Here is a 24,791-nt window from a genome sequence, read left to right on the forward strand (position 1 = left end):
TTTCACTCTTCAATCATTAATTCCATCTGTATATCTCCTCTTTCATAAGTCGTGTGATATTCGGGAAGTTCCTTGAAGCCTAACTTATGATAAATATGGATAGCCGGTTTCAGACGCGTATTGCTCTCTATAAAGATTCTTTTACCACCAAGCTCCTTCGCCTTATTGACAACGGCTTCGCAAAGTAGTACTCCGAGACCTTTGCCCTGAACCTTAGGGCTGACAGCCAGTTTGGCCAACTCATAATCATAAAGCGGATGATCCATCTTGCACAAAGCACATACACCGACCGGTTCATCTTTATAAAGAGCCACCAAAATAACTCCTCCCTTATCCAGAATATATTCCTTTGGATGATCTAAAGCCTTGTAATCGGCCTCTTCCATCCGAAAATAAGCAGTTATCCACTCTTCGTTAAGAGTCCGGAAGGCAGATTGATAGCAAGGTTCATAAGGAACTATTTGGATGTCCTTACTCTCTCGTTCCTTTTTCGCTTCCTTCACCCGCTCCAACAGGGATTTATCCGACAAAAGATTCTCCCATTCTTCGATAGCTTTCCAAAGATCATTCCGGGTTTGCTGCGTGATTTGCTCAATAGCTGCCGTAACATCTATGCACTGTTCCGAAAAAGAGTCGGACATTCTTTTTCCTTTGGCAGATAACATGACCATGTTTCTTCTCCCGTCGGATTTGTCCTTTGTCTCTTTCACTAATCCTTTAGCTACCATTTCTTTAATAATATTACTCACGGAAGGATGAGAATGACCAATCTCTTTGGCTATGGACGTAATGGTTTTTGCCTCCCCACGCGATAATACAAAAAATACAGGAAACCATTTCGGTTTGAGGTCTACTCCAAACATTTTATAGATGGCGGCCGCATCTACTGTTATTTTATCGGTCAACATGCGTAATCTGCTACCGATGGCTAATTTGCCCGTCTGATTAAAAAAGTCCATGTTTTTATTAGTTGCGTTACTAAATACGTAATTGATTACGCAAATATATCAGCTTTTCATCATATGAACAAACATTTTCCGTAAAAATACGTAAGCAGTTACGTAATTAGTTCTGTTTATGGATAAACATCAGGAAATAGTGAAAAGAATATTTGCCACTCCCCTTTCCCAATTTGGCATACGTGTTTCCATGAGCCCTGTTTCTTGAAGTATCAAAAAGGCAAGTTGTAAATTCTGTTTGTGAGAAACAAGAGAGTGCTGATAATAAAAGAACAAATACAATAATTAGTTTCTTCATGTCTATGATGTAACATTTATCTTTTTATCAGTTCTTCAATCTTTCCACCTGTAATATAAGGTATACATTCGGATATCTTCTCAATACTCCAATCCCACCATTGCAATTTCTGCAATTGGGCAATCGTATTCTCATCAAAACGCTTCCGGATTTCTTTGGCCGGTGTCCCACCTACTATCGTATAAGGAGGAACATCTTTAGTAACCACTGCCCGCGACGCAATGACTGCCCCATTTCCAATATGTACTCCTGCCATGATAACAGCTTCATATCCAATCCAGACATCATTACCTATTACTATATCTCCTTTATTATCCCAGGCAGAAGTTACATCTCCCTTATCTAAATTCCATTCCTCAAAAAAGATAGGAAATGTATAATTGGATAAAGAATTCAATGTGTGATTTGCACTGTTGAAAAGAAACTTAGCTCCACAGGCTATGGAGCAGAATTTTCCTATTATCAAGCGATCTTTATTAATCGGATAATGATATAAAACATTGTTCTTCTCAAAAAGAACCGGATCATTTACAAAATCATTGTATATTGTATAATCACCTACGATAATAGCAGGATTCTTAATCACCGTATTCAGGTAAATAGTCTGAAAATCATTGGTACGAGGATATATGTTCGAATTCATTGTAATAGCTACTTTTATATGGTTTATTGAATAGAATAAATAAAATAACTTGTGATTTACGTTAAATCACAAACAGTTGTAACAGCAGAACTTTCTATTGTTACAATCCGTATGGGCGAAGCTATTTACAAAGTTGCCATTTCATTGTGTCAGCAGAAAAGGATTTATATTACATAGCAAATATACAAGATAAATTTCATACTATTACACAAAGAATTAAATATGTATTCCATATTGATGCTTCACTTCCGCCATCACAAACGTACTTTCCAATGATCCCAAGCTATCAATCGTCCCCAACACATTCAGAATAAACTCCTGATAGTATTTCATATTGGGAGCATGAATCTTCAACAGGTAATCATAACTACCTGATATGTTATAACATTCGGTTACTTCGGGAATATCCTGTATGATCCGCGTAAACTCGGCTGCTATATCCCTGTTCAGCCGTCTAAGCTTCACACTGCAGAATACAACAAATCCCTGATTCAGCTTTTCCGCATCCAATACGGCAATATACTTCTTTATATATCCTCCACTCTCCAACCGTTTAAGACGTTCAAAAACAGGAGTTGAAGAAAGACTCACCCGTGCGGCCAACTCTTTGGTTGTCAATCGGGCGTTTTCTTGCAAAGTACGGAGTATTTGCAAATCGACTCTATCCAGTTTATCAAAAGTATCCATAAGAAAAATATTCTTCTAAAAGGTGATTTTTAGGAATAACGCAACTATATTATTCTATATAACGGTACAAAAATAGCATTATTTTCTGTATTTTATCTATATCTTGTTCGATATATCTCCATCCCATAACTTTGCAAGAAAATAAGGAAAGAATATTAAACTTAAAAAATATACGATTATGGCAACAAAGAATTTACATTTCGAGACTTTACAAGTTCATGTAGGACAAGAACAAGCAGATCCGGCAACAGATGCCCGCGCAGTACCTATTTACCAGACTACTTCTTATGTATTTCACAACTCCGCTCACGCAGCCGCACGTTTCGGCCTGCAGGACCCGGGAAACATCTACGGTCGTCTGACCAACTCCACTCAAGGAGTTTTTGAGCAACGCGTAGCTGCTCTTGAAGGAGGAGTAGCAGGACTGGCAGTTGCTTCGGGTGCTGCTGCCATCACTTATGCTTTCGAGAATATCACTCGTGCAGGCGATCATATTGTAGCAGCCAAAACGATTTATGGAGGAAGCTATAACTTACTGGCTCATACCTTACCCAGCTATGGCATCACAACAACATTCGTCGATCCCAGTGATTTATCGAACTTTGAAAAAGCCATTCAGGAAAATACGAAAGCCGTATTTATCGAGACGCTGGGAAATCCGAACTCAAATATCATTGATATAGAGGCAGTAGCTGAAATAGCTCATCGCCACAAAATTCCTTTGATTATTGACAACACATTCGGTACTCCGTATTTAATCCGCCCTATCGAACACGGAGCAGATATCGTCGTACATTCCGCAACAAAGTTCATTGGCGGACACGGTTCCTCATTAGGAGGAGTCATTGTAGATTCAGGCAAATTCGACTGGGTGGCTTCCGGCAAATTCCCACAACTGACCGAACCCGATCCAAGCTATCACGGAGTACGTTTTGTTGATGCGGCAGGTCCGGCTGCCTATGCCATCCGCATCCGGGCTATTTTGCTACGCGACACAGGTGCTACCATCAGTCCATTCAATGCTTTTATCCTGTTACAAGGATTGGAAACTCTTTCCTTGCGCGTAGAACGTCATGTAGAAAATGCGTTGAAGGTAGTGAATTTCTTAAACAATCACCCGAAAGTGAAGAAAGTGAACCATCCGTCATTATCCGATCATCCCGATCATGCGCTGTATCAGCGTTATTTTCCGAACGGCGCCGGTTCTATTTTCACTTTCGAAGTCAAAGGCGGACAAGAAGAAGCACACCGCTTCATCGACAGCCTGGAGATTTTCTCCCTGCTTGCCAATGTTGCCGATGTGAAATCATTGGTGATCCACCCGGCAAGCACTACCCACTCACAGCTCAATGCACAGGAACTCGCCGAACAAGAGATTTATCCGGGCACTGTACGTTTATCAATTGGAACGGAACATATTGATGACCTGATTGCGGATTTGGATCAGGCGCTTGCCAAAATCTAACATTCAATCATTGAACTTTCCATGACTGCAAGATGTTATACCTATATAACATTAAAACATTGCAGTCATGGAAAAATATTTAATACACAGCAACGAACTGCATCTGATAGACGCAGAGAAAATCCATCAAGCCGTAGAAAAGATGGTGGAATCACTCGATTTAGCCGCAGGATCAACCACTAACTTCGATCTCTATCAGGTTGTGGAAAACTACTTTAAAGATCTCGAGAAAAGGAGAAAAATCAATCATGTACTGGGAATCAAAGAAGATAGATATGAATTAGCCGAAGATTTCGGTATAAAATAAAAAAGAGATTTATTCAATCACGCCAGACAAGTTTTCCAAAAAATAAGGGAGTTGCACGTTAAGTACAACTCCCTTATTTTTTGAATTATCAGAGTATAACAATCAATTTCCCTGATGCACAGTAAGCTGTGGGAAAGGGAAGTTGATACCTTTTTCATTGAAGGTTTCGTAAATTGCTTTATTTGTATCGAAATAGACACCCCAGTAATCTCCGCTGTTTACCCAGACACGTGCCACTACATTCACACTGCTGGCATCCAGGGCATGAAGAGCTATAAACGGAGCTGGTTCATTCAGGATACGTTTATCGGCGGCCAGAATATCACGAACTATCTGCTGAACTTTATTGTAATCTTCCCCATAATCTATACCAATAATCCATTCTACACGGCGGGTTTCCTGATGACTGTAATTGGTCACTACTCCACTGCTCAATGAACCATTTGGGATATAAATCAATTTATTATCCGCAGTCGTAAGGATGGTGTGAAATATCTGGATTTCTTTTACCGTACCGGATGAACCTTGCTGTGTTTCTATCCAGTCACCCACTTTATAAGGTTTGAACAAAAGAATAACCAATCCTCCGGCAAAGTTCTGCAAATTACCGGACAAAGCCATACCGATAGCCACACCGGCAGAAGCCAGTAAAGCTGCGAACGAAGTAGTTTCAACTCCCAAGGCGCCGACAACAGAAATGATCAAAAGGATCGTCAACAGGATATTTACCAGACTTTTAACGAAAGTTTTGATACTTACATCCACTTTTCGTTTATCCATCAGACGTCTTATAAACTTATTAAGTAGCGAAATCAAAAAACGTCCGACGATGAAGACAATGACCGCAATCAGTATACGTTCTCCGGCACGAATACCAAAATCTATCAGTTGTTGAGTAATTAGCGAAAGCTTATCCAATCCGTCGGCATTGGCAATCGCCTCTTTCATTAATTCATCTGCGGCCACTTGCACAGAATCCGCAGCTTGTGTTGCTTGAAGTAAGAGTAGCATAATTAAATTATATATTAAATGAATAAACTGTTGTATTGGTATTTCAACAATCTACAAAGTTATATTGTTTTTAGTAAATCTAAAAGTTTTTTTTGCTTTCCTCCTTCAAAAGCCGTATTTTTGCAGTCGATTCACTGGTAGGGGTGCCTTAACATGACGGGCTGAGAACATACCCATAGAATCTGATCCGGGTAATGCCGGCGTAGAGAACTAATTAATAAGCAAAATGAAAAGAATTGTATGGATGGCCGTCGCCTTATCGGGCGCAGGCATCACTGTTCATGCACAGACGAGTGCAAAGGACAGTATGAGAGTAGTAAACCTGCAAGAGGTGCAGGTAGTATCCACACGTGCCACAGCCAAAACTCCCGTGGCATTCACCAATATAGATAAAGCAGCACTCAAAAAGGTTAACTTCGGACAGGATATCCCCTATCTGCTAAGTATGACTCCTTCCACACTGACCACGTCGGATGCAGGAGCCGGTATTGGCTATACAACGCTTCGCGTACGTGGAACCGACGGCACACGAATCAACATCACGGTAAACGGCATACCGATGAACGATGCCGAAAGCCATAACCTGTTCTGGGTGAATATGCCCGACTTTTCTTCTTCCGTAAAAGATATGCAGGTGCAGCGCGGAGCAGGTACATCAACAAATGGAGCAGGTGCTTTCGGAGCCAGTGTCAATATGCAAACCGAAGGTGCATCTATGAAACCATACGCCGAATTCAATGGTTCATACGGTTCGTTCAACACGCACAAGGAAACAGTGAAAGTGGGAACCGGCTTACTCAATAACCACTGGACGTTTGATGCCCGCCTTTCCAATATCGGTACGGACGGATACATAGACCGTGCTTCGGTGGACTTGAACTCTTACTACCTGCAAGGAGGTTATTTTGCAGAAAACACCTCTGTGAAACTGATTGCATTTGCCGGAAAAGAAAAGACATATCATGCTTGGGGATACGCAACAAAAGAGCAAATGGAAGAATTTGGCAGACGCTACAATCCTTGCGGGGAAATATACACCGACGCCAACGGCAAAAAACATTATTACGACGACCAAACAGATAATTACTTGCAAAAGAATTATCAACTTCTCTTCAACCATACTTTCTCAACGGTTTGGAATCTAAACGTTGCCTTACATTATACTAAAGGTGACGGTTATTACGAAGAGTATAAAGATGACAGATACCTGATAGAATATGGTTTAAAGCCATTTACAATAGATGGAACCGAAATAGCTAAAAGCGATCTAGTCCGTCAAAAGAAGATGGACAACAAATTTGGCGGTGGTGTTTTTTCCCTCAATTACGCAACCAACAGACTAAGTGCATCTCTGGGCGGCGGATTAAATCAATATCGGGGCAATAACTTCGGAAAAGTCCCCTGGGTGAAAAATTACGTGGGTACTCTATCGCCCGACCATGAATACTACCGCAACAAATCCAAGAAGACCGATGGCAATATTTATCTGAAAGCAAATTACGATCTTACCAGAGGACTAAGTGCTTATGCCGATCTCCAGTATCGCCACATCAACTATACCATCGACGGAAACAATGATAAATATGACTGGAGCAAGAATGCGCTGCGCCCACTGGCAGTAGACAAAAAGTTCGATTTCTTTAATCCGAAAGTAGGATTAAACTGGAACATTACTTCCAACCATCGTGTCTATGCGTCTTTCTCGGTTGCTCAAAAAGAGCCGACAAGAAACAATTATACGGATGGTGATCCGGATTCGTACCCCAAAGCAGAAAAGCTGCTCGACTATGAAGCGGGATATACCTTCGCCAACCAATGGCTGACGGCAGGTGCAAACTTCTACTACATGGACTATACCGACCAACTGGTTCTGACTGGAGCCTTAAACGATATAGGTGAAGCACTGACCGAAAATGTGCCGGACAGTTATCGCATGGGAATCGAAATCATGCTGGGAATCAAACCGTGCAGATGGTTTCAATGGGACATCAACGCTACATGGAGCAAAAACCGTATTCAGGATTTCGTAGAGAGCCTGCCGGGCTACCACTATAATGACGACGGTAGCTCTACTTCTCTCCCGACTATTCAGATAAAGCATAAAGACACTCGCATTGCTTTCTCACCGGACTTCCTACTCAACAATCGTTTCTCATTCAAATCTAAGGGATTCGAAGCTGCCCTGCAATCACAGTTTGTAAGCAAACAGTATATGACAAACGCAGAAGTTGAAGAACTGACTCTTGATAAGTATTTTGTCAGCAACCTCAATCTGGCGTACAGCTTCCGCCCCAAGAAAGTACTGAAAGAAGTTACGGTAGGATTTACTGTATACAATCTGTTTAATGAAAAATACGAAAACAACGGCTGGGCGTCAAGTGACTACACCGATACGCTGGAAAATCGGGGAAACTATGCCGGATATGCCGCACAAGCAGGGACAAATGTTATGGGACATGTTTCTTTCCGCTTTTAATCAAACAGAGTTATGGAATTGAATTTTCTGGAAATATTCGGTACGATTGTCGGGCTGGTCTACCTTTGGTTAGAGTACCGGGCAAGTATCTACCTTTGGATAGCGGGCATCGTGATGCCTGCCATCTACATCTTCGTATATTACAAAGCCGGATTGTATGCTGACTTTGGCATCAATATCTACTACCTGATAGCTGCCATCTACGGCTGGGTATTCTGGATGTGGGGAGGGGAAAAATCCAAAGATCTTCCTATCATACATACTCCGGGAAAATGTTACTTACCTCTTTTTCTGGTATTCGTCGTTTCTTTCCTCGGTATTGCATGGATACTGATAGCATATACGGATAGCAACGTTCCCTGGCTGGACAGTTTTACTACAGCATTAAGTATTGTCGGCATGTGGATGCTGGCACGCAAATACATCGAACAATGGTTTGCCTGGATTCTTGTGGATATTGTCTGCTGCGGACTTTATATCTACAAAGACCTTTATTTTACTTCCGCCTTGTACGGACTTTACTCCATTATAGCTATCTTTGGCTACTTTAAGTGGAAAAAATTAATGAGCATACAATGATAAACGAACACTATACTCCCGAAGCCGTGATACTAGCCAATGGCGAATATCCCAGCCATCCTCTTCCCCTGCAAATACTGGAAGAAGCAGAATTCGTGATTTGCTGCGATGGAGCAGCCGATGAATATATCTTACGTGGACATACTCCCAATATTATTATTGGCGACGGAGATTCTCTTTCGCCGGAAAACAAAACACGCTTTTCAGAAATTATCCACCATATAGCCGATCAGGAAACGAATGACCAAACCAAGGCCGTCCACTTCTTGCAAGAAAAAGGCTACCGGAAAATAGCCATCGTCGGTGCTACCGGAAAACGGGAAGACCACACATTAGGAAATATCAGTTTGTTGCTAGATTATATGAAAAGCGGTATGGAAGTACGAACCGTTACCGATTATGGTATGTTTATTCCCGCCAAAGACACGCAAGCTTTCGCCTCTCATCCGGGACAGCAAGTTTCTATTTTCAATTTCGGAGCGAAAGGATTGCAAGGAGATGGACTGGTTTATCCTCTTAGTGATTTTACGAATTGGTGGCAAGGAACGCTTAATGAAGCAACAGCTAATGAGTTTACTGTTCATTGTACGGGAGAATATTTAGTGTTCTTAGCTTCTATATAAACGATATGGCAATTACCCGGTTTATGCCACCCTATTGTCACAACTGTGCCACCTTGTTGGCACGACCGTGACACTTCGATGGCACAACCGTGCCAACAAGGTGGCACAAATTCATTCATAGGAAGAAAAGGATTAAAGCGTCAACAAGTACTTCTTGAAGTCCGCAAAGTCTTTTGTCATTTGCAAACTTTTCTTCTCGCCTTTCATAAATTCCTGCAATTTGGCAGGGATTTCTACCGCTTCTCCAATAATACTTTCCACTGTTTCGAGGAATTTGGCAGGATGAGCCGTTTCAAGGAATACACCTGTTTCTCCCTCTTTCAAACCTTCTACCAACGCACGATACCCACAAGCACCATGAGGATCAAGGAGATAATGATGTTCTTTCCAAGTTTCTTTCACCGTTTCACGGATTTGCTCATCGGTATAAGTTGTTCCTGAAATCTCGGCAGAGATTTCAGCATGTGAACCGCTATATAAATCAAGTACGCGGGCAAAGTTACTCGGATCGCCTACGTCCATAGCATTAGCAATTGTTGCGACAGACGGACGGGGATTGTACTTACCTGTTTGCAGGTATTGATAGAAAATATCGTTGCGGTTATTGGCAGCAATGAAACGCTTCACAGGCAATCCCATCTTCTTACCAAACAATCCGGCGGTGATATTTCCGAAGTTTCCACTAGGCACACAGATCACGGCATTATCGGCTTTTCCGGCACGTTTCAACTGTGCATAAGCATAGAAATAATAGAATGCCTGCGGCAGGAAACGGGCTACGTTGATGGAGTTGGCAGAAGTCAATGAAAGGTGTTCATTCAATTCTTTATCCATGAAAGCAGATTTCACCAATGCCTGACAATCATCAAACGTTCCGTCCACTTCGAGCGCAGTGATATTCTGTCCGAGCGTAGTGAATTGCTTCTCCTGTATTTCGCTCACTTTTCCTTTCGGATAAAGCACATACACATGAATACCTTCCACACCGAGGAAGCCGTTGGCAACAGCACTTCCCGTATCACCGGAAGTAGCTACCAATACATTGACATTCTTTTGTCCTTCTTTCTTAATGAAGTATCCCAAGAGACGTGCCATGAAACGACCGCCTACATCTTTAAATGCTAACGTCGGTCCGTGGAATAGTTCAAGTGAGTAGATGTTATCTGCCACCTTAACCAAAGGTACATCGAAACTTAATGTATCATATACAATCTGTTTCAGCGTATCGGCAGGAATATCCTCACCGAAGAAAGCATCGGCTACGCGATAAGCAATTTCCTGAAAGGATAAACTATCAATCGTATCGTAAAAGTCCTGTGGAAGAGGTTTGATAGACATAGGCATAAACAGCCCTTTGTCGGCAGCAAGCCCTTTTACCACCGCTTCTTGCAGTGAGGCAACAGGTGCTTGTTTATTCGTACTATAATATTTCATAATCTGTGGTGACTTATTTCATGAATTCTTTTATAAACTCGTCTTCTTTCAGAAGTCCGTAACTACCGTTGCAAGCGGCTACTTCATCATACGTCTGCACTTCGTCCGGCTCGATACCCGGATACCAGATAAGGAACGGAATGGGATCGGATGTATGGGTACGAAGCTCACAGGGAGTAGGATGATCGGGCAATACAGCGATGGCTACCGGTTCGTCCCAATCTTTCACTGCTTCGTAGATAGGACCTACGGCACGTTTATCGAGATTCTCGATAGTGAGAAGTTTCAAGTCGATGTCTCCCTCGTGTCCGGCCTCATCACTGGCTTCGATATGCAGATAAACAAAATCATCCGTCTTCAATGCTTCCAAGGCAGCGGCCACTTTGTTTTCGTAGTTCGTATTATAAAGTCCGGTGGCTCCCTCTACTGCGATGCGACGTAAATCAGCATAGTAACCGATTCCGTTTATCAGATCGACAGCCGAGATGACTGCTCCTTTCTTTACCTGCGGGAAAGTCTCGGAGAAAGTAGGCATCTGCGGACGGTAACCGGGGCTCCAAGGCCAAATACTGTTCGCAGGATCTTTACCTTCTGCCATACGTTTCAGGTTCAACGGATGATCTTTCAGCAGTTCCTGTGATTTCAGAATCAGGTCGTTAATCAGATCTGCCGTTTCTTGCGCTTCCGGAACCAATGGTTTTACCATCAACGGACGGAAAGGTTTTAAAGGTACATCATGCGGAGGTGTACAATCCAGTTCTTTATTACCTCCCTTGATAACCAACAGATGGCGGTACTGAACTCCTGTGTGGAAACGTACGCGGTCATTGCCCAGTTTTTCTTGCAGATATTGAATCAATACATCCGCTTCTTCCGTAGATATATGTCCGGAGGAGTGATTCTTCAGAATTTCTCCTTCCACACAAATCAAATTACAGCGCATTGCCATCTCGCCCGGTTTCAGATCCACACCGATACTGGCAGCTTCCAGCGGTCCGCGCCCTTCATATACCTTTGGCAAATTATATCCCAACACGGACATATTGGCAACTTCACTACCCGGATGGAAACCTTCCGCCACAGTAATCAGGCGGCCGTTACGTCCCATGCGGGCTAGCTTATCCATATAAGGCGTCTTTGCATATTGCAGGAGCGTCTTGTCCCCTAATGACTTCACAGGCCAATCGGCCATTCCGTCTCCCAATATGATGATATGCTTCATAAATTGAAAATTGAGAATTGAGAATTAAAAAATGAAAGAAAGCCTAAGATCCGTTTCGGAATGGTATTTCTCAATTTTTAATTCTCAATTTTTAATTTATTAAACGTTTGCGATGCTCATGATGTCGGCAAATACTCCGGCAGCCGTTACGCCGGCACCGGCACCGTATCCTTGAATCATCATCGGATATTCTTTATAGCGTTCCGTAGTGAGCAGGATAATATTGTTACTGCCTTCCAGACCGTAGAACGGATGGTTGGCTCCTACTTCCTGCAGGCCGACGGAGGCTTTTCCATTCTCCAGTTTGGCAACGAAGCGCCAGTGTTTGTTTTCTTTTTCCAATACCTGGCGACGGGCTTCAAAGTCTGCATCGAGACTTGGAACACGTTTCCAGAAATCTTCGAGAGAACCTTCGAAGAAGTCATTCGGTACAAAGAGGTTCTTTTCAACATCTTCCTGTTCCAGACGGTATCCGGCTTCACGTGCCAGAATCACTAGTTTACGGATCACATCTTTTCCACTCAAGTCAATGCGTGGGTCCGGTTCAGAGTAGCGTTCTTCCTGTGCCATTTTGATGGTACGGCTGAAAGGAATATCGGCACTGATTTTATTAAATATATAGTTCAGCGTACCGGAAAGCACCGCTTCAATCTTCAGAATCTTGTCACCGCTATGAATCAGGTCATTAATTGTATTGATGATCGGAAGACCTGCACCTACGTTGGTTTCGAACAGATACTTCACACCACGTTGGCGGGCAATCGTTTTCAGTTCACGGTAGTTTTCATAAGCGGAAGAAGCCGCAATCTTGTTGGCTGCTACCACAGAGATATTGTGTTGCAGGAAATCTTTGTAAAGCGATGCTATGTCAGCACTGGCCGTACAGTCTACAAATACGGAATTAAAGATATTCATTCCGATAATCTCGTCGCGGATGGTTTGCAGGCTGCTGTCCTTGCCCTTTTCCAGCAGTTCTTCACGGAAGTTGGCAAGGTCGAAACCTTCACGGCTGAACATTGCCTTGGAGGCATCAATGATACCTACCACATGAAGTTTCAGTCCGTTTTCCATCATCAGCTTCTGTTGCTGGCAACGAATCTGTTCTACCAAGCTGCCACCTACCGTACCGACACCACAAATAAAGAGGTTCAATACCTGATATTCGGAGAGGAAGAAAGAGTCGTGGATTACGTTCAATGATTTACGCAAGGATTTGAAATCGACAACAAAAGAGATATTGGTTTCCGAAGCTCCCTGTGCGCAAGCGATAACGTTGATACCATTACGTCCCAGTGTACCGAAAAGTTTACCTGCGATACCCGGTGTATGTTTCATGTTCTCACCTACGATAGCCACTGTTGCCAGATTTCTTTCCGCCAGAATCGGAGAAATCTCGCCCATCTCTATCTCTTTCGCAAATTCCTCGTTCAGCACTTCACAAGCCAGGTCGGCATCGGCATTACGCACACCGATAGAAGTACTGTTTTCCGAGGAAGCCTGTGACACGAGGAACACGCTGATTCCGTTCTTTGCCAATGCTTTAAAGATACGGTAGTTCACACCGATCACACCTACCATACCAAGCCCCTGAACAGTAATCAAACTTGTGTCGTTGATGGAGGAAATACCCTTGATAGCCTTGCTCTGCGGATTGGAAACTTCTTGTTTGATAACCGTTCCCACTCCATCCGGGTTGAATGTATTCTTTATTAGAATAGGGATATTCTTGTGACATACGGGATAGATAGTCGGCGGATAAACCACCTTTGCGCCGAAGTTACAAAGTTCGGTCGCTTCTACGTAACTCAATTCCGTAATGGTATAAGCAGTCGAAATGACACGCGGATCAGCCGTCATAAATCCGTCTACGTCTGTCCAGATTTCCAGGCTTGCCGCATCCAGCGCCGCAGCAATAATGGCAGCCGTATAGTCCGAGCCACCGCGTCCGAGGTTTGTTACATCCCCTGTTGTTTTATCCGAAGAGATGAATCCCGGTACCAGTGCTACTTTAGGAATAGAATGGAAAGCCTCTTTCACCAATTTATTAGTCAATTCTGTATCTAGCGTGTGCTTGCTATGTTTTCTTTCCGTCTTGATAAAAGTGCGCGAATCAAACCATTTTGCTCCCTCAATCAGTTCGGTGACGATGATCGATGAAAGGCGTTCACCATAGCTGACGATTGTATCCGAAGTCTTCGGAGAAAGGTCTTTAATCAGGTAAATTCCCTGAAAGATATCCTTCAATTCGTTCAGCAGCTCGCCAACCTGACGTTGCAACGATACTTGCTTTTCTCCGGCAGGAATCACCTCCTTAATCATCTCCACATGACGGTAAACGATTTCACGGAACTCACCCTCATAGGCTGAATCTCCCACTGCCGCCATCTTCGATGTATTTATCAATTTGTCAGTGATGCCTCCCAATGCGGAAACAACTACGATTACCGGCTCATTTGCCGACTCTACAATTCTCTTTACGCTTAAAATGCTGTTCACGGAACCTACGGATGTTCCGCCGAATTTCATTACTTTCATGAAGATACTTATTTAAATGCAATGTCCTGCAGTTTGCTTTTTACAGAACGATTGGTTGTTTACGAATAAAATTCAAATTCAATTTTATTCGTATATACAAGCGTGAATCACGTAGATACACAAAAACTATCCATTAACCCCTAAGGGTCATGGTACACATGGATGTGACTGTATGCGGATAGTACTTCATCATAGTCCTTGTTTCTACTCTTGTTTTTGATAAGTGTCGCAAAAGTAATAATAAAAACGTTCAATCTATCACTTTTTTCGGTTTTTTTCTGATAAAAAGAATCTTCCGCCTTTTCTTTATCCGGTCATTCGCCTTTACTTTTATGACATTTTGTTACTTATTTATCAAATCTATTCTTATATTTGCGAAAACAATCGCACAAAATCAGCTTATGAACCCATTAAATACTTCCGTATTGTTAATATACACCGGTGGAACAATTGGTATGATTGAGAATGCCGCGACAGGTGCTCTGGAGAACTTTAACTTCGAGCAACTGCAAAAGTATATCCCCGAACTGCAAAAGTTCAATTTCCCAATTGACACCTATCAGTTTGATCCTCCGATGGATTCGTCGGATATGGAACCGGATATGTGGCGGAAGCTGGTACGCATTATTCATGACAACTACAATCGTTACCACGGCTTCGTCATCCTGCACGGAACGGACACGATGGCTTATACCGCTTCCGCACTAAGTTTTATGCTGGAAGGACTGGACAAACCTATTATCCTCACAGGCTCACAGCTTCCCATCGGCGTACTCCGCACGGACGGAAAGGAAAATCTGATGACCAGTATCGAGATTGCCATCGCACGAAACAAGGAAGGAAGGGCGCTAGTGCCGGAAGTATGCATCTTCTTTGAAAATCACCTGATGCGGGGAAACCGTACAACAAAGATGAATGCGGAAAACTTCAACGCGTTCCGTTCTTTCAATTATCCGGTATTGGCGGAAGCGGGAATCCATATTAAATATAATAATGTGCAGATTCACGGAAATGGGGAAGAGCGGGAATTGAAACCGCACTATTTGCTGGATACCAATATAGTGGTACTGAAGCTCTTTCCGGGCATCCAGGAAAATGTAATTGCCACCATTCTGGGGATTGAAGGTTTAAAGGCGGTGGTGCTCGAAACATACGGCTCGGGGAATGCTCCCCGGAAGGAATGGTTTATACGCCGGCTCTGTCAGGCGAGTGAGCGTGGAATTGTGATTGTCAACGTGACACAATGCAGCGCAGGAATGGTAGAAATGGAACGTTACGAAACGGGATATCAGTTGTTGCAGGCAGGCGTTGTCTCCGGATATGACAGTACAACAGAATCGGCAGTCACCAAATTAATGTTCTTACTGGGACATGGATATACCCCGGATGAGGTACGCGACCGGATGAACCGTTCGATAGCAGGAGAGATAACGCTGTAATCTTCTATTTGTTTTATACGTTGAACAGATTTAATCTGAATTTGTTTTGCACGTTGAACAAATTATGTCTATTTTTGTCTTCCATAGAAAACATATTAAGATATGGATACACTCATCAGAAGATACAAAAGGCTATTAACGGCTACTTCTACCGCATATATCAGGAGCTTGATGGATACAATCAACTGGGATAACCGCCTGATTGCTATCCGAGGAGCCCGTGGAGTCGGAAAAACTACTTTAATGCTTCAATACTTAAAACTTCATTATGCGAATGATAGCCAAAGTGCCTTATATACGAGTTTGGACAGTCTATATTTCACGCAACATTCTCTTAGCGAACTTGCCGAACAGTTTTACCTGAAAGGAGGAAAGTGCCTCTTTCTGGACGAAGTACACAAATATCCGTCGTGGAGCAAAGAAATCAAAAACATATATGATGAGTTTCCTGAACTGAAAATAGTATTTACCGGTTCATCCTTACTACAACTTCTGAATGCGGAAGCCGACTTATCCCGCCGATGCATATCATATAATATGCAGGGGCTATCCTACCGTGAATATCTGCACTTATTCCATCAGATTCAAATCCGCCCTTATACACTGGAAGAGATACTGGACAACAGTGATGGAATCTGTAATGCAGTAAATTCCCAATGCCGCCCTCTTGCCTATTTTGAAGATTATTTGAAACATGGATACTATCCTTTTTATCTGGAAGGAAATGCGGAATACTATACACGCATCGAAAATATAGCAAACCTGATACTTGAAATCGAACTTCCACAGCAATGTGGAGTGGATATCAGTAACGTACGTAAACTAAAAAGCCTGCTGGGAATCCTCTCCTCCGAAGTGCCCTTTATGGTGGATATCACCAAACTTTCCGCCATGGCGGAACTTTCACGGACTACTATTCTGGCTTATCTACAATATCTGGACAGGGCTAAATTAATCCACCTTCTTTATTCGGATAATGATTCTATCAAGAAACTACAAAAGCCGGATAAGATTTATATGGAAAATACCAACCTGCTTTATGCATTGACCTTTAAGGATGTAAACAAAAGTACATTGAGAGAAGTGTTCATGGTAAACCAACTCTCCTATCAACATCGTGTAGAATATTGCACACGCAGTGCAGACTATACAATAGACAGCAAATATACGATAGAAGTCGGAGGAAAAAGTAAAGACGGGAAACAGATAGCCAATAGTCAGCAGGGATTTATCGCTGCAGATGATATTGAATATTCCGCCGGAAACAAGATTCCACTTTGGACATTCGGATTTTTATATTGAAGGAGCAAGAATATGGCAAAAGAGAAAACCGTATATGTATGCAGTAATTGCGGACAGGATTCACCGAAATGGGTGGGTAAATGTCCGTCGTGTGGAGAATGGAATACGTATGTTGAGGAAATCGTACGGAAAGAACCCACTAACCGCCGTCCGGTGTCGGGCATTGAAACACAGAAGCCCAAGCCACTGGCGCTTAGCGACATAGAGGCAGACGACGAACCACGCATCAATATGCACGATGATGAACTGAATCGTGTATTGGGGGGCGGACTTGTACAGGGTTCTCTTGTCTTGATAGGCGGCGAACCGGGAATCGGTAAATCGACGCTCGTCATGCAGACCGTACTGCACATGCCGGAAAAGAAGATTCTTTATGTATCCGGTGAAGAGAGTGCACGACAGCTGAAACTTCGTGCCGACCGTCTCTCTGACACTTCCAGCGATTGCCTGATCGTTTGCGAGACTTCACTCGAACAGATTTATGTGCATATCAAGAATACGAATCCCGATTTAGTGATTATCGACTCTATACAGACTATTTCCACCGAAAGTATCGAATCGTCTCCCGGAAGTATAGCGCAAGTCAGAGAGTGTTCGGCGTCCATTCTTCGTTTTGCGAAAGAAACGCATACGCCTGTATTGCTGATCGGACACATTAATAAGGAAGGAAGTATTGCAGGACCTAAAGTGTTGGAACATATCGTAGATACTGTTCTTCAATTTGAAGGCGACCAACATTATATGTATCGTATTCTACGCAGTATCAAGAATCGTTTCGGTAGTACGGCAGAATTAGGTATTTATGAAATGCGTCAGGATGGGTTGCGCCAAGTGAGTAATCCTTCCGAACTTTTGCTAAGTCAGGATCATGAAGGGATGAGCGGGGTAGCCATTGCTTCCGCCATTGAGGGGATTCGACCGTTCTTGATTGAGACACAGGCTTTGGTAAGCTCTGCAGTCTACGGAAATCCGCAACGTTCGGCAACCGGTTTCGATTTGAGAAGAATGAATATGCTGCTGGCTGTTCTCGAAAAGCGCGTGGGATTTAAGTTGGCACAGAAAGATGTGTTTCTGAATATTGCCGGAGGACTGAAAGTGAATGACCCGGCTATCGACCTGCCGGTTATCAGTGCGATCCTTTCTTCCAATATGGATGCAGCCATTGAACCGGAAGTTTGCATGGCGGGAGAAATCGGTCTGTCGGGAGAGATACGTCCTGTGAATCGGATTGAGCAGCGTATTGGTGAGGCTGAAAAGTTAGGTTTCAAACGTTTCTTGTTGCCGAAATATAATCTGCAGGGGATTGATACTCAAAAGCTTAAGATTGAATTAGTGCCGGTGAGAAAAGTGGAAGAGGCGTTCAGGGCTTTATTCGGTTAGATTCACCACAGAGGACACTGAGGACACAGAGGAGTGATTAATCAAGTAAGTAAATGATGATAGAAGATATTAATAATTTAACGAGTAGAGTGCCGGGATTAGCTTTTGAGGTGCATACTCAATTGGGAGCAGGTTTGCTTGAAAGTACATACGAGAGCTGCTTATTTTATGAATTGAGAGCAAACGCCATAGATGTAGAAAGGCAAAAGAAATTACCTATAATCTATAAAGGAACCCAATTAGATACAGATTACAGAATAGATTTGTTGATAGATAATCAACTCATTATAGAACTGAAAAGCGTGGAAACACTGCAACCGGTACATTCTGCCCAATTACTAACGTACATGAAACTTAGTAACCTGAAATATGGATTATTACTAAATTTCAATGTACCCCATTTAAAACAAGGAATCAAACGTTTTATTATCTAAAAAATTAAACTCTGTGACCTCTGTGTCCTCTGTGGTAAAAAATATATGATACAAGAATACCAACTCCGTATACTTCCCGAAATTGCTGCAAACGAACAGAAATTAAAGGAATATCTTTCTAAAGAAAAAGGTCTGAATCTGCGTGACATCACCGCTACCCGAATTTTGAAACGGAGTATTGACGCACGCCAGCGGACTATCTTCGTCAATCTGAAGGTGAGGGCATACATCAAGGAAATGCCGCAAGAAGATGAGTACGAACATACTATATATAATAATGTAGAAGGAAAACCGCAAGTGATTGTCGTTGGCGCAGGTCCCGGCGGGCTATTCGCTGCCTTACGCCTCGTTGAACTCGGATTACGTCCTATTGTCATCGAACGTGGAAAAGACGTGCGCGAACGTAAGAAAGATCTGGCACAAATCAGCAGGGAACACACTGTTGATCCGGAATCGAATTACAGTTTCGGAGAAGGAGGTGCAGGAGCTTATTCGGATGGGAAACTCTACACCCGGAGCAAGAAGAGAGGAAATGTAGATAAGATTCTGAATGTATTTTGCCAGCATGGAGCTTCGACTTCGATATTGGTGGATGCGCATCCGCATATCGGAACAGACAAATTGCCACGTGTCATTGAAAATATGCGGAATACCATTATCGAATGCGGTGGAGAAGTACATTTCCAGACACGAATGGATGCATTGATTATTGAGAACGGTGAAGTCAAAGGTATCGAAACAAATACAGGAAAGACCTTTCTCGGACCTGTGATACTGGCAACCGGACATTCGGCAAGAGATGTATATCGTTGGCTGGCTGCCAATAATGTGACGATTGAGGCGAAAGGAATCGCTGTCGGAGTACGTCTGGAACATCCGGCAATGTTGATCGATCAAATACAATACCATAATAAGAATGGACGGGGCAAATACCTGCCCGCTGCTGAATACAGCTTTGTAACACAGGCAGAAGGCAGAGGAGTATATAGTTTCTGTATGTGTCCCGGAGGTTTCATCGTTCCTGCCGCCAGCGGACCGGAACAAGTGGTAGTGAACGGAATGTCTCCTGCCAACCGTGGGTCACGGTGGAGCAATTCGGGAATGGTAGTGGAAATTCAACCGGAGGATTTGGAAAATGAAGAATTAAAAATGAGGAATGAAGAGTTGGCTGCGAAACAAGATGAGCAGCTGATGGCACTGAATCCGAATTTGAAAAGTTCACAACTTTCAGAGATTAATTCACAGTTACTATCTGTTCTTCACTTTCAAGAGGAATTGGAACGTCAATGCTGGTTGCAGGGAGGCAGACGACAGACTGCTCCAGCACAACGCATGCTGGATTTTACCCGCAAGAAATTGAGTTACGATCTGCCCGAGTCATCCTATAGTCCGGGATTGATTTCGTCTCCACTTCATTTCTGGATGCCATCATTTATTAATAAAAGGCTATCTCTTGGTTTCCAACAATTCGGACGAAGCAGTCACGGGTTCCTGACTAATGAGGCAGTAATGATTGGTGTGGAGACACGAACTTCTTCTCCCGTTCGTATCATACGCGATAAGGATACTCTGCAACATGTCACCGTTCGCGGATTATTTCCTTGCGGAGAAGGCGCAGGCTATGCCGGAGGAATTGTGTCTGCCGGGGTGGACGGCGAACGATGTGCGGAAGCAGTAGCCAACTATTTCAATCATTAATTAAAACTAGACTAAAATGAATTATCAACCCGAAATAGCAATTATAGAAGCCAATACATTGACCTCTCTCGGTCTGAAAGGAATCTTGGAGGAAATGATTCCTATGGCGACCATACGGACTTTCCATCACTTCAGCGAACTGATGGACGATACTCCGGATATGTATGCCCACTATTTCATTTCCGCACAGATTTACGTGGAGCACAACGCTTTCTTTCTCCCCCGGAAACGAAAAACGATTGTATTGGCAAGCGACAGTCCGCAATTCCAACTGTCCGGCGTACCTGTACTCAACATTCACGAATCCGAAGAAGAGCTGGTAAAAAATATATTGAAACTTCACCAACATGCTCACCACGACGGTTATCCGGTAAAAGATATGCCGCCCATGCCTCCGATGCAGCCTCATCAGGAAATTCTATCTGCCCGTGAAATAGAAGTGCTCGTACTGATAACCAAAGGATTAATCAACAAAGAAATAGCAGATAAACTGAATATCAGCCTGACTACCGTTATCACTCACCGAAAAAATATCACGGAGAAATTAGGCATTAAGTCCGTCTCCGGGCTGACTATTTATGCTGTAATGAACGGATATATCGAAGCCGACCGAATCTGATTCACCACAGAGGACGCAGAGGACACAGAGGATATAAAATTTAAGAATCATACCTTCGTGTCCTCTGCGTCCTCTGTGGTGAATCAAATCCTAATAAATGAGGATTGACCGTCATCTATATTTGCCGTTACTTTGCACCAGATAAATTAACAGCAGATGAAGACAAAAAAGATTATGATTGCCCTCATGCTCCTGACGACAGGGACAGCATGGGCTGAAGATTTCCCCAAAGACTCACTAAAAATAGTAGACATCGAAGAGGTGGTAGTGATTGCTACTCCGAAAGAAAACCGTAAACTGCGTGATCTGCCGGTAGCCGCCACCGTCTTATCACAGGAGAATATGCGCGCCAATCAGGTAAATTCCGTAAAGAACCTGACAGGTATTGTTCCCAATCTGTTTATCCCTGACTACGGTTCCAAACTGACTACTTCGATTTATATCCGCGGAATCGGCTCACGCATCAATACTCCGTCCGTAGGACTTTATGTAGACAATATCCCTTATATCGACAAATCCGCTTTCGACTTCAACTATGCTGATATCGAACGTATTGATATTCTTCGCGGGCCACAAGGTACCCTCTACGGACGTAACACGATGGGAGGACTTATCAAGGTGCACACAAAATCGCCTTTCACTTATCAAGGTACCGATATTCGCATGGGAGCAGCAACTTACAATAATTATAACGTTTCACTCACCCATTATCACCGTATATCCGACCGCTTTGCTTTTTCTACCGGAGGTTTCTACGAACACACGGGCGGCTTCTTTGAAAACTCTGCACGGAACAATGAAAAAGTCGACAAAAGCAACGCCGGAGGCGGACGTTTTCGTGGGATTTACCTGCCGACATCTAATCTGAAAATAGACATGACCGTGAACTATGAATATAGCGACCAGGGCGGGTATCCGTACTACTATACCGGGATTACTCAAAACGGCATAGCCAAAGCTAAAGAAAAGGGTAAAGAAATTACAGAGGACCGGGCAGACTACATCGGTAAAATTTCATATAACGACCGCAGCAGTTACCGCCGTGGATTGCTCAATTCTGGTGTCAACATCGAATATCAAGCCTGTAACTTTATATTGAGTGCCGTGACAGGTTATCAGAACCTGAATGACCGTATGTTCCTCGATCAGGACTTCACAGAAAGAGATATCTTTAATATCGAGCAAAAGCAAAGGGCAAATACCATTTCCGAAGAAATTGTCTTGAAAGCCAAACCCGGAAAGAGATGGCAATGGACTACGGGAGCTTTCGGATTCTACCAATGGCTACATACCACAGGTCCCGTTCTGTTCAAAGAAGAAGGAGTGAAAACGATGATTGAAAATAACGCCAATTCCGCTTTTGAAGAGATTGCCTCCAAACCCGGTGCACCTACTATGGGAATGACCGTACATAACCCGACACTAAGTGTAGGAGGAACCTTCGATACCCCGACTCTTAGCGGCGCACTTTATCATCAGTCTACTTTCAACAACCTATTTATCGAAGGACTGTCCGTTACAGCGGGACTCCGACTCGATTACGAAAAGATCAGTATGAAGTACAATTCCCTTAGTACTCCTGTAGACTTTGGCTTTGATTTTCACTTAGCTATGGGTCCCAACTCAATAAACTTGTCCGATCAGAATATGAAAGCTCCGGCCTCTTTCGTAGGCAAGCTATCGACTGACTATGTACAACTTCTCCCTAAATTCGCTATTCAATATGAATGGAAGAACCAAAATAATGTGTATGCCACCGTTACCCGGGGATATCGTTCGGGAGGATATAATATCCAGATGTTCTCTGACTTATCACAAACAGAATTGACCAACTCGATGATGAATGCCATTAAAGAAAGTCCGACAATAGGGCAAGATGCCACATGGGGGGCAACCATCATAAAAATGATGGACCAAATGGTACCGGCCAAAGAGATTAATGTAAAAACGTCTACTACGTACAAACCCGAATATTCGTGGAACTACGAAGTGGGCAGTCATCTTACGTTGTGGGAAGGTAGGCTTTGGGCTGATCTTGCAGCATTTTATATGGACACCCGCGACCAACAACTCTCTCAATTTGCAGAAAGCGGTTTGGGACGTATTACCATCAATGCGGGAAAAAGCCGTAGTTATGGTGCAGAAGCATCTCTTCGTGCCAGCGTGACTAAAGAACTTAGTCTGAATGCCAGTTACGGATATACCTATGCCACCTTTACTGATTATGTAATTACAGAAGGACAAAAAGATGGCAGTTCCAAAGTAACTGCGGATTATAATGGCAAATATGTCCCTTTCGTTCCCAAGCATACATTAAATATCGGTGGAGAATATGCGATCACCTGCAGCCCACGTTCTATCTTCGACCGGGTTGTGCTCCAAGCGAACTATAATGCTGCCGGACGTATCTACTGGACTGAACAAAACGACGTCAGCCAATCCTTCTATGGCACGCTCAACTGGAGAACGAATCTGGAAATCGGTGATGCAATGATTAGTTTCTGGGCACGCAACTTCCTGAATAAAGACTATGCGGCCTTCTATTTCGAAACAATGAACAAAGGTTTCATGCAGAAAGGACGCCCAATGCAATTTGGAGTAGATCTTCGCTGCCGCTTCTAATCATTTTTACTCATAAGGATATTATTTAGTCTTTTTATTGTCAGCCAAAGGTTTTTATCCATACAGAGCAATGATTTTCAGTACATTAACGGCTGACAATAAGCGCTGACAATAACCAAAAACAGGCTGACAATAAAAGATTCGGACTTTTATTGTCAGCCTGTCTCTTTGTAGATTAACAGCATAAAATACGGGATAGAAGAACGTATGTCCCTATGAAGTTTGCATTATAAAGCCGTTATACTTAATTTACCCAATCGGTATTGTTCTGTCAGACCTACGCTATCCTTAACTCTCCACAGCCGTGGTCGCATCTCTCCACGGCCGTGGGAGGATCTCGTCACGACTGTGGGAAGAAGTTACCACGACCGTGGGAAGGTAAAGATAGCGGCACCTTACCACAACTATACCGGCACCTTACCGGAACTTTATCAATGCTTCGGCATTAGTTTACCTACTGCTTGCTATCAGTTTGCTTATACCTAAGACTGCTTCGTTCATCATCCAACGTACCTGACCTATACTTCAGTACGATCAGATTCCTCCACCCCACCATGCAAACGCTTCATCTGATAAACAATACGTTCCGTCCCATTCTTAACATAAATGATGCCGCAACGTTGAAAGCCATACTTCGTCAGTATATGTTGCATGACCTTATTATCCCGATGAGTATCTACCCGGACATTAGGCCAACGTTGAAAACACCAGTCCAGACAAGCTTCCGACACCCCTTTCTGCTTTCCGTTCGTTGCCAATCGGTGAATTACTCCATAAGGTTCGTCATTGAGCCATGCACCTTCATAAATCTGTTGGTAAGTAGGATCCTCACCTAGTATGAAACAAAAAGTTCCCAAGATTTCTCCTTGTTCACCGACACAGACAAAGCTATGGCTCTCTTCAATTTCCTGACGAATCAATGCTTCAGACGGATAGCCGTCAATCCATTGGGTCGTGTTCCCGGTTGCACGCATAAAAGCACGGGCATAGTCATAAATCTCCATCACTAAAGGGAGATCTTTTATTTCAGTAGACCTGATTTTCATCATTTGAAAAGT

Annotated in this window: 21 protein-coding genes, 1 pseudogene and 1 riboswitch; of the genes and pseudogenes, 13 read left to right on the forward strand and 9 right to left on the reverse strand. The window is 43.1% G+C overall.

Annotated elements, in window-relative coordinates; genetic code table 11:
* Positions 1-2: 2 nt before the first annotated feature.
* The 4 genes and pseudogenes from AAHJ11_RS21340 to AAHJ11_RS21355 all read right to left on the reverse strand — a co-directional run bounded on the left by AAHJ11_RS21340 (position 3) and on the right by AAHJ11_RS21355 (position 2,587).
* Positions 3-959, reverse strand: a complete 957-nt coding sequence (locus tag AAHJ11_RS21340) for a GNAT family N-acetyltransferase (protein WP_320978856.1) — start codon at positions 957-959, stop codon at positions 3-5.
* A gap of 196 nt (positions 960-1,155) precedes the next feature.
* Positions 1,156-1,257: pseudogene (locus AAHJ11_RS21345) on the reverse strand (alpha/beta hydrolase); the annotation flags it as partial.
* Between the two features lie 16 nt (positions 1,258-1,273).
* A complete protein-coding gene (locus AAHJ11_RS21350; RefSeq protein ID WP_259021549.1) occupies positions 1,274-1,900 on the reverse strand; it encodes a CatB-related O-acetyltransferase in 627 nt (208 codons plus the stop codon).
* Between the two features lie 216 nt (positions 1,901-2,116).
* Entirely contained in the window at positions 2,117-2,587 is a 471-nt protein-coding gene (locus AAHJ11_RS21355; protein ID WP_004299136.1) for an Lrp/AsnC family transcriptional regulator, read from the reverse strand.
* A 178-nt stretch (positions 2,588-2,765) separates the two neighbouring features.
* Here AAHJ11_RS21355 and AAHJ11_RS21360 point away from each other — a divergent pair, with 178 nt between their 5' ends.
* Together AAHJ11_RS21360 and AAHJ11_RS21365 are read left to right on the forward strand one after the other, a co-directional pair.
* The gene (locus tag AAHJ11_RS21360) at positions 2,766-4,052 is read left to right on the forward strand and encodes an O-acetylhomoserine aminocarboxypropyltransferase/cysteine synthase family protein (protein WP_099146753.1); all 1,287 of its coding nucleotides are present in this window, start codon (positions 2,766-2,768) and stop codon (positions 4,050-4,052) included.
* Positions 4,053-4,119: 67 nt separating this feature from the next.
* Positions 4,120-4,359, forward strand: a complete 240-nt coding sequence (locus AAHJ11_RS21365) for a hypothetical protein (protein WP_004306417.1) — start codon at positions 4,120-4,122, stop codon at positions 4,357-4,359.
* 102 nt (positions 4,360-4,461) lie between these two features.
* Here the strand turns inward: AAHJ11_RS21365 and AAHJ11_RS21370 are convergent, their stop codons facing one another.
* Positions 4,462-5,370 carry a mechanosensitive ion channel family protein gene (locus AAHJ11_RS21370; RefSeq protein WP_148365781.1) on the reverse strand — a complete coding sequence of 303 codons (909 nt, stop codon included), beginning with the start codon at positions 5,368-5,370 and terminating at the stop codon, positions 4,462-4,464.
* A 129-nt stretch (positions 5,371-5,499) separates the two neighbouring features.
* Positions 5,500-5,596, forward strand: a riboswitch (TPP riboswitch).
* On the opposite strand from AAHJ11_RS21370, the gene AAHJ11_RS21375 reads away from it, so the two are divergent.
* The 3 genes from AAHJ11_RS21375 to AAHJ11_RS21385 are packed head-to-tail and all read left to right on the forward strand — an operon-like array spanning position 5,597 to position 9,048.
* Positions 5,597-7,846, forward strand: a complete 2,250-nt coding sequence (locus AAHJ11_RS21375; RefSeq protein WP_413580084.1) for a TonB-dependent receptor — start codon at positions 5,597-5,599, stop codon at positions 7,844-7,846.
* Between the two features lie 12 nt (positions 7,847-7,858).
* Positions 7,859-8,425 carry a nicotinamide riboside transporter PnuC gene (pnuC, locus tag AAHJ11_RS21380; protein WP_148365783.1) on the forward strand — a complete coding sequence of 189 codons (567 nt, stop codon included), beginning with the start codon at positions 7,859-7,861 and terminating at the stop codon, positions 8,423-8,425.
* Complete coding sequence (locus tag AAHJ11_RS21385) at positions 8,422-9,048, forward strand: thiamine diphosphokinase (RefSeq protein ID WP_342989158.1); 627 nt, start codon at positions 8,422-8,424, stop codon at positions 9,046-9,048. Before pnuC ends, AAHJ11_RS21385 begins: the two co-directional genes overlap by 4 nt.
* A gap of 132 nt (positions 9,049-9,180) precedes the next feature.
* On the opposite strand, the gene thrC is transcribed toward AAHJ11_RS21385, so the two are convergent.
* The 3 genes from thrC to thrA form a co-directional block, all read right to left on the reverse strand.
* Positions 9,181-10,482, reverse strand: coding sequence for a threonine synthase (gene thrC, locus AAHJ11_RS21390; protein WP_413580085.1), 1,302 nt, complete (start codon positions 10,480-10,482; stop codon positions 9,181-9,183).
* Between the two features lie 13 nt (positions 10,483-10,495).
* Entirely contained in the window at positions 10,496-11,704 is a 1,209-nt protein-coding gene (locus tag AAHJ11_RS21395; RefSeq protein WP_148365786.1) for a cofactor-independent phosphoglycerate mutase, read from the reverse strand.
* A gap of 99 nt (positions 11,705-11,803) precedes the next feature.
* Positions 11,804-14,239 carry a bifunctional aspartate kinase/homoserine dehydrogenase I gene (thrA, locus tag AAHJ11_RS21400; RefSeq protein WP_148365787.1) on the reverse strand — a complete coding sequence of 812 codons (2,436 nt, stop codon included), beginning with the start codon at positions 14,237-14,239 and terminating at the stop codon, positions 11,804-11,806.
* Positions 14,240-14,640: 401 nt separating this feature from the next.
* Between thrA and AAHJ11_RS21405 the strand changes: the two genes are divergently transcribed.
* The 8 genes from AAHJ11_RS21405 (at position 14,641) to AAHJ11_RS21440 (ending at position 24,219) form a co-directional block, all read left to right on the forward strand.
* A complete protein-coding gene (locus AAHJ11_RS21405; RefSeq protein WP_413580086.1) occupies positions 14,641-15,678 on the forward strand; it encodes an asparaginase in 1,038 nt (345 codons plus the stop codon).
* 102 nt (positions 15,679-15,780) lie between these two features.
* The gene (locus tag AAHJ11_RS21410; RefSeq protein WP_148365789.1) at positions 15,781-16,980 is read left to right on the forward strand and encodes an ATP-binding protein; all 1,200 of its coding nucleotides are present in this window, start codon (positions 15,781-15,783) and stop codon (positions 16,978-16,980) included.
* Between the two features lie 12 nt (positions 16,981-16,992).
* Entirely contained in the window at positions 16,993-18,360 is a 1,368-nt protein-coding gene (gene radA, locus AAHJ11_RS21415; RefSeq protein WP_008777372.1) for a DNA repair protein RadA, read from the forward strand.
* A 59-nt stretch (positions 18,361-18,419) separates the two neighbouring features.
* The gene (locus tag AAHJ11_RS21420; protein WP_148365864.1) at positions 18,420-18,794 is read left to right on the forward strand and encodes a GxxExxY protein; all 375 of its coding nucleotides are present in this window, start codon (positions 18,420-18,422) and stop codon (positions 18,792-18,794) included.
* 45 nt (positions 18,795-18,839) lie between these two features.
* The gene (locus AAHJ11_RS21425; RefSeq protein ID WP_259021552.1) at positions 18,840-20,492 is read left to right on the forward strand and encodes an NAD(P)/FAD-dependent oxidoreductase; all 1,653 of its coding nucleotides are present in this window, start codon (positions 18,840-18,842) and stop codon (positions 20,490-20,492) included.
* A 16-nt stretch (positions 20,493-20,508) separates the two neighbouring features.
* Complete coding sequence (locus AAHJ11_RS21430; protein ID WP_148365791.1) at positions 20,509-21,111, forward strand: response regulator transcription factor; 603 nt, start codon at positions 20,509-20,511, stop codon at positions 21,109-21,111.
* A 156-nt stretch (positions 21,112-21,267) separates the two neighbouring features.
* Positions 21,268-23,733: a TonB-dependent receptor gene (locus AAHJ11_RS21435; protein ID WP_167511805.1), complete on the forward strand. Its 2,466-nt coding sequence runs from the start codon at positions 21,268-21,270 to the stop codon at positions 23,731-23,733.
* 348 nt (positions 23,734-24,081) lie between these two features.
* A complete protein-coding gene (locus AAHJ11_RS21440) occupies positions 24,082-24,219 on the forward strand; it encodes a hypothetical protein (RefSeq protein ID WP_413580087.1) in 138 nt (45 codons plus the stop codon).
* Positions 24,220-24,251: 32 nt separating this feature from the next.
* Here the strand turns inward: AAHJ11_RS21440 and AAHJ11_RS21445 are convergent, their stop codons facing one another.
* On the reverse strand, positions 24,252-24,779 hold the full coding sequence (locus tag AAHJ11_RS21445) for a GNAT family N-acetyltransferase (protein WP_413580097.1): 528 nt from the start codon (positions 24,777-24,779) through the stop codon (positions 24,252-24,254).
* Between the last annotated feature and the right edge of the window lie 12 nt (positions 24,780-24,791).

This window comes from Bacteroides sp. 90-K9/2 (assembly GCF_047310725.1).
GTDB lineage: Bacteria > Bacteroidota > Bacteroidia > Bacteroidales > Bacteroidaceae > Bacteroides > Bacteroides vicugnae.

What these genes read in the sequence shown, in the direction of transcription:
- AAHJ11_RS21360 (WP_099146753.1), top strand. Translation starts at nt 2,766, where the DNA reads ATGGCAACAAAGAATTTACATTTCGAGACTTTACAAGTTCATGTAGGA.
- AAHJ11_RS21445 (WP_413580097.1), bottom strand. Translation starts at nt 24,779, where the DNA reads ATGAAAATCAGGTCTACTGAAATAAAAGATCTCCCTTTAGTGATGGAG.
- AAHJ11_RS21340 (WP_320978856.1), bottom strand. Translation starts at nt 959, where the DNA reads ATGGACTTTTTTAATCAGACGGGCAAATTAGCCATCGGTAGCAGATTA.
- AAHJ11_RS21355 (WP_004299136.1), bottom strand. Translation starts at nt 2,587, where the DNA reads ATGGATACTTTTGATAAACTGGATAGAGTCGATTTGCAAATACTCCGT.
- AAHJ11_RS21410 (WP_148365789.1), top strand. Translation starts at nt 15,781, where the DNA reads ATGGATACACTCATCAGAAGATACAAAAGGCTATTAACGGCTACTTCT.
- AAHJ11_RS21385 (WP_342989158.1), top strand. Translation starts at nt 8,422, where the DNA reads ATGATAAACGAACACTATACTCCCGAAGCCGTGATACTAGCCAATGGC.
- AAHJ11_RS21405 (WP_413580086.1), top strand. Translation starts at nt 14,641, where the DNA reads ATGAACCCATTAAATACTTCCGTATTGTTAATATACACCGGTGGAACA.
- pnuC (WP_148365783.1), top strand. Translation starts at nt 7,859, where the DNA reads ATGGAATTGAATTTTCTGGAAATATTCGGTACGATTGTCGGGCTGGTC.
- thrA (WP_148365787.1), bottom strand. Translation starts at nt 14,239, where the DNA reads ATGAAAGTAATGAAATTCGGCGGAACATCCGTAGGTTCCGTGAACAGC.
- AAHJ11_RS21370 (WP_148365781.1), bottom strand. Translation starts at nt 5,370, where the DNA reads ATGCTACTCTTACTTCAAGCAACACAAGCTGCGGATTCTGTGCAAGTG.
- AAHJ11_RS21365 (WP_004306417.1), top strand. Translation starts at nt 4,120, where the DNA reads ATGGAAAAATATTTAATACACAGCAACGAACTGCATCTGATAGACGCA.
- AAHJ11_RS21395 (WP_148365786.1), bottom strand. Translation starts at nt 11,704, where the DNA reads ATGAAGCATATCATCATATTGGGAGACGGAATGGCCGATTGGCCTGTG.
- AAHJ11_RS21375 (WP_413580084.1), top strand. Translation starts at nt 5,597, where the DNA reads ATGAAAAGAATTGTATGGATGGCCGTCGCCTTATCGGGCGCAGGCATC.
- thrC (WP_413580085.1), bottom strand. Translation starts at nt 10,482, where the DNA reads ATGAAATATTATAGTACGAATAAACAAGCACCTGTTGCCTCACTGCAA.
- AAHJ11_RS21435 (WP_167511805.1), top strand. Translation starts at nt 21,268, where the DNA reads ATGAAGACAAAAAAGATTATGATTGCCCTCATGCTCCTGACGACAGGG.
- AAHJ11_RS21430 (WP_148365791.1), top strand. Translation starts at nt 20,509, where the DNA reads ATGAATTATCAACCCGAAATAGCAATTATAGAAGCCAATACATTGACC.
- radA (WP_008777372.1), top strand. Translation starts at nt 16,993, where the DNA reads ATGGCAAAAGAGAAAACCGTATATGTATGCAGTAATTGCGGACAGGAT.
- AAHJ11_RS21350 (WP_259021549.1), bottom strand. Translation starts at nt 1,900, where the DNA reads ATGAATTCGAACATATATCCTCGTACCAATGATTTTCAGACTATTTAC.
- AAHJ11_RS21425 (WP_259021552.1), top strand. Translation starts at nt 18,840, where the DNA reads ATGATACAAGAATACCAACTCCGTATACTTCCCGAAATTGCTGCAAAC.